Below are 11,788 nucleotides of genomic sequence, written 5' to 3'. Positions count from 1 at the left end.
ATTATTTCAGAGTATAGTACTAACTATTTAATCGTTAAACGGGATAAATTTATAAAAGGATTTTTATATGGCTAAGAAAGCCGACAAACCCATTGTCATTATCACAGGTTCCAGTGGCAAAATAGGGACTGCGCTTGCTCGTGCTTTACGAAACTCTTATAAAATTGTAGGCTTTGACCAAGATAAAGATGCTTGTGAGATTCCCTGTGATATTACCTCAGCTACCTCTTTAGCTGTTTCTTTTCGATTATTTAAAGAAAAATATGGAAATAAAATTGCCGCCGTGATTCATCTTGCAGCCTATTTTGATTTTACAGGCGAAGAGTCTTCATTGTATCAATCTGTAAATGTAAATGGTACAAAAAATTTACTCCTTGCATTACAAGATTTTGAGGTGGAACGATTTATCTATGCTAGCACCATGCTCGTACATGAGCCTTGTATTTTAGGGGAAACTATTAATGAAAATGCTCCTCTTCGACCAAAATGGTCGTATCCAAAATCCAAATTAGAAGCAGAAAAAGTAATTAAAGAATATCATGGAAAAATACCTTATCTGATTTTTCGCTTGGCAGGTTTGTATGAAGACACGACCTGCGTTCCAACACTCGCTAACCAAATTGCTAGAACCTATGAACGAGAGATTAAAAGTCATTTATACGCGGGAGATTTAAATGTTGGTCAGTCATTTATTCATCAGAAAGACTTGATAGAGCTTTTCAAAAAAGCTCTTTTTTACCGTAATGAATTATCGCAAAATGAAATTATTTTAGCAGGAGAACCCAAAACACTCAGCTACAGGAAATTACAAAATCTTATAGCCCAATTAATTCATGGTGAAAAATCTTCTCTCTACAAGGTTCCCGCTACTGTCGCTAAAGCAGGTGCTTGGCTGGAGCATCAAGCAGAACCCTTGATACCTGATGATTTTGATCAAGGCGAAAAACCATTTATTCGTTCATTTATGATAGACCTTGCTTCAGATCATTATGCTTTAGATATTACGAAAGCAAAAAAACATCTTCATTGGGAACCCCAATATTCAATTGAAGAAACCCTTCCTAAAATCATCGATTCTTTAAAGACTGATCCGGAAATTTGGTATGAAAAAAATAGATTAATCCAACCCGACTGGATGGTTGCCATTAAGCATAACCCAGAGAAAATACGCGCCTTGTATGAAAGTAGCTTCCGCAAACAACATCAGCAAAACCTATGGGCACATTTTTTAAATATGGGTTTTGGATTGTGGCTAATCACGTCGCCTGCATCCTCAGGGTATACATCTTATCCTCTAATATTAAGTGATATTATTAGTGGCAGTGCCCTTATTTTCTTTGCTGTTTTAAGCTTGTCCTGGCGTATATCATCTGCTCGATGGGTTTGTGCTTTAATCGGTCTTTGGTTAATATTTGCCCCTTTGATTTTTTGGGCCCCTACCGCTGCCGCGTATTTAAATGATACTCTTATTGGCACCCTAATTGTTGGTTTCTCTGTAATAGTTCGGCCTGACATAGGAGTAGCACCTAATGCTGCTTTAGAAGGACCTGTCATTCCTCCTGGATGGGATTTTTCGCCTTCAAGCTGGTTCCAGCGGTTACCGATAATCATCTTGGCTTATATTGGTTTTTTTATTTCACGCTATATGACGGCTTATCAACTCGGTTACATTGATCATGTCTGGGAACCTTTTTTTATGGGGGCTTTACCTGATGCAAAAAATGGAACTGAAGAGATTATTACGTCTTCTATATCTAAAGCGTTTCCAGTTCCAGATGCAGGATTAGGGGCTGCTGTTTACATTTTAGAAATTTTAACAGGTATTATTGGTGGCTCAAATCGGTGGCGTACAATGCCCTGGTTGGTGCTTTTGTTTGGTATTATGATTGTACCATTAGGAATAGTTTCTATTACCTTTATCGTCATTCAACCTATTCTTTTAAATACCTGGTGTACTTTATGTCTAATCGCTGCGGCTGCCATGCTCATTCAAGTCCCCTATTCCTTTGATGAATTAATTGCAACAAGTACTTTTCTTTGGCGAAGATGGAAAGCTGGCAGGCCATTATTGAGAATTTTATTTGTTGGTGATAGTGATGAAGAAAACGTCCAAACTAGAAAAGAAGACGATAATTTTGAGCAATCGCCTAAAATAATTCTACGAAAAATGTTGAGCGGTGGCATAACATTACCTTGGAATTTAATAGGATGTATACTTATCGGTGTCTGGCTAATGTTTACCCGTATCACTTTGGACGCAACGGGTACAATGGCTAATAGTGATCACCTCATTGGTTGTCTTATCATAACAATTACCATAACCGCATTAGCCGAAACAGTTCGTATTCTACGCCTACTTAATTTATTTTTAGCAGTTGCTTTGTTTATTACACCCTTTATTTATCATGCATCAGCATGGGGAATTTTTGCAAGTTTCATTAGCGGCGTTCTTTTATTCTTCTTATCCATTCCACGAGGAAAAATCCGATCTTCTTATGGAACTTGGGATAAGATTATTTTTTGAGCAACAATATGATGAAAGATGAATTTTCCCTGGTTTTAAGTTTTTTTGGTTTTCTGATGTGACTTTATTTTTTGCTTAAAACCTTTATGTTTATTCACTTTATCACAAACCTCTCCTGTATGCGGATTGTTAGGTGTTATATCGCAAATATGTTCAATATGGGTTACCTCAGGATGCTCTTTTCCGTGTTTTTTCATAACATGCTCCTTGAGTAAATAATTTATACCTAATTAATATTTTAGCAACTAATTCGAGTATTGGTTACAAGTGCAATCAATTTAGTTATTTAGCTTGACTGACGAAAGACATCTCCTGAGACAGAATTACTATTTCTCAGGCTCATTTTGTAGTTAGAGGAACAGGGTTAACGCATCCAAACGGATATTATCAAACCAAAATGTCTACGTTCGGTGCGAGGAATCTAGCTTTGATGCTATTCCAAATCTCCCGGATGTAGAGCATAAAGCAGGTTGCATAGGCAAAAAGGTCTGGTTTAGTATTTAAGATTTAGATACGTTTACCATGTTTAGACGAAGCTACAATTTGATTATAGTATAGCTGATAGCTATACTCTCTCGAAGCGCGATCTACATAGGCAGACCTATGACCGCGAGCACATAACTTGAATGGAGACTGTTATGACCAGCGAAACTGTCCGCGATCCAGGGAAGGATCATCTATTAACACCTCAGAATTCAGCGTTCATTATTATCGACTATCAACCGGTCCAGGTCAGTTCGATCCGATCAATGAATCAGGCAAATGTTTTTCAATTTACTTTGTTAAATTAAGGTATAATGCCCTTATTATAATTCAGAGCGCTTATAGCTAGTTAAGAGCAAGCGACCAATATTGTCATAGCTTACATAATCAATTTTTGAAACTGATGAATAAAAATCTCAAAGAAAAAATTAATAATCTATCGGTTAGTAGTGAAGTAACTACACTTTTGCAGGAATTCCATTATCAACTGCAATCAATTCTGTTAGAACGATTCGTGGGTCTTTATGTTGGCGGCTCAATAGCTAATAATAGTTTTGATCCCAAAACAAGTGATATCGATTGTTATATTGTTACCACCGAGCTTCTTTCTGAAAATACCATTACTCAAATTGGAATCATGCATAATCAGTTATACTCAAGCCCGCTTCCCTATGCAAGAAAAATTGAAGCTTCGTATATTTCACAATCTGAGCTTTGGAATTTTAATCCAGAAAATTCACGCCCCTATTTTAATGAAGGAAAATTATATCACGCCCCTTATGGCAGTAATTTTATAATAGAATTATATATGCTTAGAAACAAAGGATTCAGTATATCGGGCCCCCCTATTAAAAATTTAATTCAAGAAATTTCCACTCAAGATTTACAGTTAGCTATTAAGAACAATCTTTATGATTATTGGCAAGCAATGGTATTTGATCTAGCAAAGTTAACTAGAAGTGATTATCAGGTTTTTGCAATCCTTACAATGTGTCGAACCCTTTATTCCGTAGAAATGAACGATATCGCCTCAAAGATAGAAGCCGCCAAATGGGTAATCAACAAATATAATATTTGGGAAGACTTAATTACAAAAGCTCTCGCGTGGGAACCAGATTCAGAACTAAATAAATTAAATGAAACGCAACAGTTTATTAAGTATGTTCTGGATAAAAATCTTTAATGACAAGTAACAGCAAGGGTAGGATAGGCTATAAAACCCAGCGACCAATCTTGATCATTGATAGAAATTGATTATTAACTCGAAAACAGCATATTAATTCAAGTATCACTCCATTCATCAAATCACTTGCTGGGCTTTTCAGCCCAGCCTACGTTTGCTAATGCCTTCTAAAATCTTGTCCTATAGGAGGAATTTGTTGGGTCTTTCACATTATCTGCAAGAGCATCATGAAGTTTTGCCCCGATCTCTTGCCATAGTGCGCCGTGTTCTATCATCATAGGCGTGATAACGTCTTGTTTAATAGCCAATCTTTCACTTCGGATATTTTCTATGCCCTGTTGCATATTATTTTCCGGAATATGAGCTTTAGGAGTAGAATTCAGTGCACCCAAAATACTATTATAACTATTTTTGGTACCCTTGACCGATTCATTGATTGTCTAGTCATGTATTATCTCTCAGTTTTTTTTGATGATTTAACAGGACAAGCCTGGGGTTTCTTAGGTAGCGAATGTACTTCTTGCATTAATGCTTTACGAAGAATGATACCATCTTCCTCGGTTGCTCCAGACCAAAAACCGGTAGCGCAGGTAGCTGTGTTACAATCACCGCCAAAAGTAAAAAACGCTTGCTTGCTCTCTATTTTACAGTTGCACAAAGCACGTTTTGAATTTTGAGGATCAACTGTACACAACATATCTACACAATTCGTCCAGGGTAATCCCTCTGCACAATTCATTGGTCTTTTAGTTGCAAATTGTTCAAATGAAAATGTTGAAACGAGTGACATCACTTTGTACCTATCTCGAACAGGTTTTCTCTCTTCACACGTTTTATAACCGGCACTTTTACCTTTTTCTACGACACAATCACAAATTGCATCGGTTAAGCTTCCAGGTGTGGGAATACAGCGAGCAGAAGTGCAAAGCGCATAATCCTGATCACATATAATTGGAGTTGCAGAGGTCTGTGCAAAACCATTAGCAAGAAAGAAAAACGTGCATATTAAACCAATCCCTTTTCTAAGTATAAAATCCATTTTTTATATTCCCTTTATTTTTTATTCTAGATTTAGAACATTATAAAATACAGTTTAATCAGCAAGCGTAGCGATTACGGAACTTATTAATTAATTGTAGACTGCCTTATTAGAGAGCAAGAAAAAACAACATGAACGGCAAACATATTGTTATTCTCTGCGTTTATGATATTCGCGTATTTTTTTATCTGTATTATATTGTGAGAGAGAATAAACAGCCCATAAAGCAGCGGGGATCCAGCCAATAAGGGTGATTTGTAATATTAAACAAAAAATTCCCGCTATTGGACGACCAATAGTAAAAAAGACTGAAAAGGGTAAGAATATAGCTAAAAGTAAACGCATTTGAACTCTATCATTAAAATTTTATTATTGTAGTCATTTGATGCATGATATTCAACGCAGGCTCTCTTCGTCAAATAGACTAAAAGTATCCAGAAATATTCTTTACCCTTTATTTCTATTCTATTCGTTGAAATCGAGGAACTGTTTTTCCATTATGAATGACATTCTCAAAAAACATTTGCATAGGACGAACCCAAAGCTGGTTTTCCCCAAATTGCTCACAATGATAAAGGGCTTTGTACACTATCATTTCTTCATCTGTTTCAGTATGACGCGCTTGGCCAATGACTTCATATAGTTTTTCGTTTTTATAATGCTTGTATTTTCCACATATAATAGGAGCAGCTAACATTTACACCCTCTACCGTAATTCATTGTCACTGATAATGACAAGATTTAGAAAATTATAGAATACAGTTAAGTCCGTTTTAATTGATGAGTTTATTGTACCATTTTTGCATCGGTATGAGGGTTTTGGCAAGCATAGGCTTGGCGTTACATCCAAGCGACAATCTTGAGCAGTACCTAAAAATTGATTATTAACTCGAAAACAGAATTTTAATTCAAGTATCCTCCATTCATCAAATCATGTAGTGGATAGAAGATTCAGAGAGCGATACCCTGGATAGGCCAATCTGATTCTTAATTTATATTTGCAAAATTTATTTTGCGTTCCTTTGGCAAAATGCAGAAATCTTTATGAATTTAACGTAGCATGTAGCGCGTTTCAAATATAATAAGGATTGGTGATGAAAGTCATACATGATGGTGATGCTGCCTATGAAGATATAATGGCATTGTGCTTATTGCTGCTTAATGCTGAAGTAGTAGCCATCACTGTAGCATATGGAGAGTCGACCACCAAAATCGGTGCCGAAAATATGGAGCGAGTATGCCGAATGTTAAAACCTTCGGCAAAAATCCCTGTTGCATACGGGATTAATTCCCCCTCGGATCCACACGGGACTCCTTTTCCAGAATATATTAATAAAGAAGCAAATACTATTTTAAATAATACCGAGGTACCCTCAGTAGCTGATTCTCAAGTGACTGATTCTGCAGTGAAGTTAATGTATGACACTTTAATGTCTAGTGACGAGAAGATAACTATAGTAGCCACTGGTCCTTTAACTAATATTGCCCAGCTTATATCTGCCCATACTGATTGCATAGAAAAAATTGAAAAAATATACATCATGGGAGGCGCTGTAAAAGTACCGGGAAACATATCTGATCTTATCCAAAATACTGAAAATACGACAGCAGAATGGAACATTTACGCTGATCCCAAAGCCGCAAAAACTGTTTTTACTACTCAAAATCTTCCTATAAGACTTGTTCCAATCGACATTACCTGTCAAATGCCTATGACCCGAGAGTTTTATGCACGTTTGGATAAAGAAACGCTACCTTCGTTAAAACTGGTCAAAGCGATGTTAACGTCCTTACTACTAGGAATGGGGGAGAAATTATTTTATGAAAAATTACAATTCTGGGATAGTTTATCAGCCATGATCTCGCTTAACCCGTCGATGGCAACATTTGAGGAGCTCCCACTCACCATCGACCTAAGCACAAGCCAGACAAAAATAGATGAAGCGTCAAACCCTAAGGTAGCTCGTGTGCAGGTTGCAACCACGCTCAACGACGTCGAGGCAGCTTATGATACATTCATAAGATTAATGAAAACAGGAATGGAACCCACCATATCAAGTTCAGCTGAGCTTTGCAGTTATAACGGCACTTTCTTCGGATTATCTAAATCTACAAATCTAACTCATTCCTCAGATCCAGAAATACAACCTATAAGTACACTCACGTGATAAAAACCTCGAGGTTAGGCTTTGAGTTTTGAATTGCAAAATTTAAGGCCTGAGCCCATTTGTTTTGTTCACAATGATAAAGTGCTCTGTACACTATCATCTCTTCATCTGTTTCACTATGACGCGCTTGGCCAATGACTTCATATAACTTATCGTTTTTATAATGCCTTTATTTTCCACATATCATAGGATCAGCTAACATTTACCCCCCCATATGATTCATTGTTATTAAATCTCGAAAAATAGGAATTATAAAATACAGTTAAACCAGCAACAGGCAGCGGTTTAAATCAGTTGATGATTTAATTAAGGGTCTGATATATAACTTTTACTCAATGAAAACCTAGAGATATCTGTATTGTAGCCGGTGTTCATTGAAATCGCAGTTTGAGTGCGTATAATCTTACGTTTTTTATATGCTTACTGGTATGATTACTGTAAAACAACTCAAAGATTTGCTTACTACTTCTCAAAATCAACCAACGATTTTCCCATCCACTTTAGATAATCAAACCATTGAAGTGATGCAGCAGGAGTCTGCCTATACCTTCTCTTTTTTTACTCAATTAACTCAAGGAAAGGATGATGACACTCTTTCTTCAGAAACTATTGGCAAAATTAGAAGCTATTTCAAAGACCGTTGGGCTACCTTGAAAAAATCGAATCTTGCCTATACGCGTTATCCTTTTTTGCCAGTAAATCAGTTCTGTCTAAAAGTAGCAGAAGAGATAGCTGGGCCCAAAGAAGCGATCTGCCAAATTTTAATGCCAGGTCTTATAGGGGTGAATCGAGAGTGCCCCTCTCTTAAATTTGAAACGGAAGTCGATGGTCATTTTGAATTGGAAAACTATATTATCAACCAAGATTATACACGGTTGATTCCAGTGGAGGAAATCTTTCAGACGGCGGCTATTAACAGCAACCACGTACTCGCAGATTTTCAGCCTGCTGAGACCACTTTACCTTATCAACTTGGTGGTAGGGATTTTCTCAACCTGGAACAAGTGGCCGGAGAGGCGAGCACGACTTTTATCCGTGTTTTAAAGCAGCACCATGCCCAACAGTATGATGACAATTCACTAGGGTTTGCGATAAAAAAGCTGGCAACAGAGATGAGAAAAAGCTCGGCAGTGGATGCGGGTAATGAGGACTGGGCCGATAATGAGGTGGTTGCTGATGCGATTAAAACGTTTTATTTACTGTGGCGCAGTTTATCAAAAGACCTTCCTTTACCCCAGGAAGAAGACAACCTCCTGGAAACAAACAAATTAGTGAAAGACCTTCGGCTGAAATCATATGGGCGCGGCAACGTGACTCTGGAGAGTTATTTTTTAGCTGTATTTGTACGTCATAAAGACTGTCCATTGACAGAAGAAGAATTAAAGCGACAACAAGAAGAAAATATTTTCCCTTGTGCCTACCAAATCTCTGATTGTTTATTTGAATTCCTCGTTCAATATCCAGGACTTTATAAAATCTCGGTTGCTACAAAAGAAAAACAGACGCAAGATTTACCTTCATTGAAGTCTTTATTACCCAAAGTGTTAGAGGGATTGGTGCATCGACCACCAATGCTGAACGGTGATAATACCAGGTTGTTTGAACGAGTAACGAAATTGGTACTACGAAGCGCTGCTGATAATATGAGCGCCGCAGCTGATTTCATAGCGCCACAGATAAAGAGCTATGAGAAATTTAAAGGGCTAACGGATACTCCTGCACTGTTTGACGCAGTTGCTACACGTGTTCAATCTCGCCTGGCTGCATTACCGTTTATGCCTGGAATCCATCAGTTGCTCAGATTTTTTTCCAATGAGCAGCAACAACTCATAGTCGATGCCACGTTTGAACAATTGATTCAGGAATATAATACTCCAAAAAAATATCAGAAATTGATTTCCGAACTTCACAATCCAGCAAAAATTAGTTTTAAAAGAAAATATGCTGAGCGCTTAGCTGCTTCAATTAACTCACCCCAGGATTTCTTGGCTTTGCAAAAAAGAGTGAGCAAAGATTTAATGACTGAGGTATTCGAGGGACTTGAGTCCAAATATCCTATATTGCTTGATAGTTATGAAAGTGTTTGCACCATACTTCTTGCATGTTCCAGTGTTCAACAACAAAAAGTTATTAACTTTATTAAGCCTCATTTATATGAGTGGCTAAATGCTGGAAATTATGATTCTTTTACTAAATTGCTTCACTTCTTTGTTAAATTTAATCTTTTAACGATAATGTCAGAACAAATAAAAAGTAAGTGTCACTCCTTTGTGGACTGGAGAAAACACTACTTTGCTTGGAAACGCTGTAGTTCGATTCAATCTTTATTATTAGGTCAACTATTTTCCCAGTTTAAACATGAGATAAAAGATAGCGACAACTTATTTCCATTGGTACAAGAAACTACGGGGGACGGACAATTACAGCTTATCAAAGCTTTTCAATCTCTTATCAACACTAAAGAATTATTTGAAAAATATTTAGCTTTGATTCCAAAATCCAGTTATGCAGACTATATATCGTCAATTGCATTGGATTCTTTTGTTTCTTCCTTATCAGAGCTCCAGGAGATAGCAGATTGCTTTTCATCAGACCAACTTCGAAATAGTGTTTTTGCACAATTTAATCCAGAAAAATTAAATTGTACGAAAGAAGAGTTCGCTTTATTAACGCAAAATAAATTCGAGTTCCATCGCTTAGAGGAGGTTGCGCAAAATTTTGACCCGAAAATAGCTATAGACAGTTTAGAGACTTATCTTCAGGTAATGCGCTTCATGAATCCCTCACAAAGTTTTTTTTCAGCTCCCAATCAAACAAGGGGAAAAAAAGCTAGTGATTTAATCAACATGTTAAAAAATGAACGCCTAACATCGTTTGAAAAAATTGCTGCATTAGAGGAAGCAAAAAAGGAAATTGAAGAGGAATACAATTCATTTTATACAGCTCGGTCTAGTCGATTATATTCCTGTATCTGTAAAATTTTGGATGAAGCTCAAATCCAAAAGGAAAACATCGTCGATGTTAGTCATAGAACTGATTCTATTTTCAAACTAATGTTGGGGTAAGTGGAACAATCGAACACGAAAGCCCATTTATTTTAATCTATGGCCTAGTCATTTCGCATACACCAAACGTAGGCGGGGCCTTGGCCTCATACCTGCGCGTGCTTATGCATAGCTAATGCAGACCGCTATAATTATCTTTAAAAACAGCACATATAGGGTCAGGCCGAGCTATCCCGTCAAATTTTTTAAAAAAATGTATATTAAACAAATAGGATATAAGTTTGAAAAAATAGACATGCATGAATGTAGATCTAATTCGTTTCGCTAAAAAAGAATAAAAAGGAAACATCATACAAATTACGGGGGACACGCCTTGAATTTTGAATTGCGACTATGAAACTAATAACAACTTTTAAATTCAAAATTCAAGGACTTACCCCGTTGGTGTTCTTTTGATCTCTCATCAAATCGCAGCTCTGGACATGAGAGTTTTGCTCAAATTTAAAAAATGAACAAATATTGCTCAAAGAATCGGTAGTGCTTTGGTTATCTAAATGAACGGGGATGGCTTTTCGCTGTGTCCCAGTTAAATAGTTGTTGGTCAAATAAACGATATCTTCTAAAGTTACAGTCGATGGACTTGATTGATATAGTATTAATTGAAAAAGTTCAATAGGAACTTGGGGAAGTACAGGAGGTGGACAGCAGTAAAACGCATATATTAATGTCTTTAACTGATTAACGAAGGCCTTACGTTGTTGTAAAATATCGCTTTCAATGGTAAGCAATCGCGTATATTCATAAAATACTCCTATCTTTTTTCCATTCTCAAAATCATTTTTAGAGAAATAGTGAATTAAAGGGGTATTAGCCATACCTACTGCTTTCGAATTGGTTCGATAGGGTGTTGTGATAAAGTAATTCAATTGAAAACTTTTATGTGGGTCGTTTAACTTATTTTGATCAAAAAAAGCAGTACAATGCCCTATTAACGCTTTTATTAGAGTGTTTTCTGGCTTGATGTGACCTCTAACTGGCTCCTTAAATAAATAATTACCAACTAAAATATTTAATGCATCAATATTGGCATCATCAGGCAACTCTCCAATAAATTGTCCATTTAATTTAATAATGAACATTTTGAAATCTACGGTTGGTGAAAAAATGAATGGTAATTCATCAACTATCGTAAAAGCAAGAAACTCTTTAAATACCTGAACCTAGAGCGTCAGACCTTGAATCTTGCATTACAAACTAAGAGCCTAATAAAAACCATTGACTTCAAAACTCGCTCAAGTATTTCATTCCATAGCAAGTGAATTTGCTATAATGGTGATATCCGAAAGTTGAGAATTGGATCATATGATTGGAAATCAGATAAGCCCA

General features: G+C 36.6%; 10 protein-coding genes and 1 pseudogene. 5 read left to right on the top strand and 6 right to left on the bottom strand.

Features of this window, described 5'->3' with window-relative positions; translation table 11 throughout:
* The first annotated feature begins 67 nt into the window (after positions 1-67).
* Complete coding sequence (locus tag ACWTEW_RS20450) at positions 68-2,524, top strand: vitamin K epoxide reductase family protein (RefSeq protein ID WP_454780348.1); 2,457 nt, start codon at positions 68-70, stop codon at positions 2,522-2,524.
* 35 nt (positions 2,525-2,559) lie between these two features.
* Here the strand turns inward: ACWTEW_RS20450 and ACWTEW_RS20445 are convergent, their stop codons facing one another.
* Entirely contained in the window at positions 2,560-2,721 is a 162-nt protein-coding gene (locus tag ACWTEW_RS20445; RefSeq protein ID WP_454780347.1) for a hypothetical protein, read from the bottom strand.
* A 441-nt stretch (positions 2,722-3,162) separates the two neighbouring features.
* On the opposite strand from ACWTEW_RS20445, the gene ACWTEW_RS20440 reads away from it, so the two are divergent.
* On the top strand, positions 3,163-3,315 hold the full coding sequence (locus tag ACWTEW_RS20440) for a hypothetical protein (protein WP_454780346.1): 153 nt from the start codon (positions 3,163-3,165) through the stop codon (positions 3,313-3,315).
* A 95-nt stretch (positions 3,316-3,410) separates the two neighbouring features.
* On the top strand, positions 3,411-4,190 hold the full coding sequence (locus tag ACWTEW_RS20435; protein ID WP_483099559.1) for an aminoglycoside adenylyltransferase domain-containing protein: 780 nt from the start codon (positions 3,411-3,413) through the stop codon (positions 4,188-4,190).
* A gap of 451 nt (positions 4,191-4,641) precedes the next feature.
* Here ACWTEW_RS20435 and ACWTEW_RS20430 read toward each other — a convergent pair whose 3' ends face one another.
* The 3 genes from ACWTEW_RS20430 to ACWTEW_RS20420 all read right to left on the bottom strand — a co-directional run bounded on the left by ACWTEW_RS20430 (position 4,642) and on the right by ACWTEW_RS20420 (position 5,926).
* A complete protein-coding gene (locus tag ACWTEW_RS20430; RefSeq protein WP_454780344.1) occupies positions 4,642-5,229 on the bottom strand; it encodes a hypothetical protein in 588 nt (195 codons plus the stop codon).
* A gap of 150 nt (positions 5,230-5,379) precedes the next feature.
* Positions 5,380-5,574, bottom strand: coding sequence for a YqaE/Pmp3 family membrane protein (locus tag ACWTEW_RS20425; protein ID WP_454780343.1), 195 nt, complete (start codon positions 5,572-5,574; stop codon positions 5,380-5,382).
* A gap of 115 nt (positions 5,575-5,689) precedes the next feature.
* A complete protein-coding gene (locus ACWTEW_RS20420) occupies positions 5,690-5,926 on the bottom strand; it encodes a DUF1653 domain-containing protein (protein ID WP_454780342.1) in 237 nt (78 codons plus the stop codon).
* A gap of 397 nt (positions 5,927-6,323) precedes the next feature.
* On the opposite strand from ACWTEW_RS20420, the gene ACWTEW_RS20415 reads away from it, so the two are divergent.
* Positions 6,324-7,397, top strand: a complete 1,074-nt coding sequence (locus ACWTEW_RS20415) for a nucleoside hydrolase (RefSeq protein WP_454780341.1) — start codon at positions 6,324-6,326, stop codon at positions 7,395-7,397.
* Here ACWTEW_RS20415 and ACWTEW_RS20410 read toward each other — a convergent pair.
* Positions 7,390-7,554, bottom strand: a pseudogene (locus tag ACWTEW_RS20410) (DUF1653 domain-containing protein); the annotation flags it as partial. The gene ACWTEW_RS20415 and the pseudogene ACWTEW_RS20410 overlap by 8 nt on opposite strands.
* 259 nt (positions 7,555-7,813) lie before the next feature.
* On the opposite strand from ACWTEW_RS20410, the gene ACWTEW_RS20405 reads away from it, so the two are divergent.
* Positions 7,814-10,462, top strand: a complete 2,649-nt coding sequence (locus ACWTEW_RS20405) for a hypothetical protein (protein ID WP_483099558.1) — start codon at positions 7,814-7,816, stop codon at positions 10,460-10,462.
* Positions 10,463-10,827: 365 nt separating this feature from the next.
* On the opposite strand, the gene ACWTEW_RS20400 is transcribed toward ACWTEW_RS20405, so the two are convergent.
* Entirely contained in the window at positions 10,828-11,541 is a 714-nt protein-coding gene (locus ACWTEW_RS20400) for a hypothetical protein (protein ID WP_454780339.1), read from the bottom strand.
* Positions 11,542-11,788 lie beyond the last annotated feature (247 nt).

The sequence above is a fragment of the Legionella stuttgartensis genome, from assembly GCF_977063405.2.
This window is presented reverse-complemented; position numbering and strand designations above follow the sequence as displayed.

Bases quoted from the DNA above. Each gene is read 5' to 3' on its own strand.
- ACWTEW_RS20415 (WP_454780341.1), top strand. From the start codon at position 6,324: ATGAAAGTCATACATGATGGTGATGCTGCCTATGAAGATATAATGGCA.
- ACWTEW_RS20420 (WP_454780342.1), bottom strand. From the start codon at position 5,926: ATGTTAGCTGCTCCTATTATATGTGGAAAATACAAGCATTATAAAAAC.
- ACWTEW_RS20435 (WP_483099559.1), top strand. From the start codon at position 3,411: ATGAATAAAAATCTCAAAGAAAAAATTAATAATCTATCGGTTAGTAGT.
- ACWTEW_RS20440 (WP_454780346.1), top strand. From the start codon at position 3,163: ATGACCAGCGAAACTGTCCGCGATCCAGGGAAGGATCATCTATTAACA.
- ACWTEW_RS20430 (WP_454780344.1), bottom strand. From the start codon at position 5,229: ATGGATTTTATACTTAGAAAAGGGATTGGTTTAATATGCACGTTTTTC.
- ACWTEW_RS20400 (WP_454780339.1), bottom strand. From the start codon at position 11,541: ATGTTCATTATTAAATTAAATGGACAATTTATTGGAGAGTTGCCTGAT.
- ACWTEW_RS20450 (WP_454780348.1), top strand. From the start codon at position 68: ATGGCTAAGAAAGCCGACAAACCCATTGTCATTATCACAGGTTCCAGT.
- ACWTEW_RS20425 (WP_454780343.1), bottom strand. From the start codon at position 5,574: ATGCGTTTACTTTTAGCTATATTCTTACCCTTTTCAGTCTTTTTTACT.
- ACWTEW_RS20445 (WP_454780347.1), bottom strand. From the start codon at position 2,721: ATGAAAAAACACGGAAAAGAGCATCCTGAGGTAACCCATATTGAACAT.
- ACWTEW_RS20405 (WP_483099558.1), top strand. From the start codon at position 7,814: ATGCTTACTGGTATGATTACTGTAAAACAACTCAAAGATTTGCTTACT.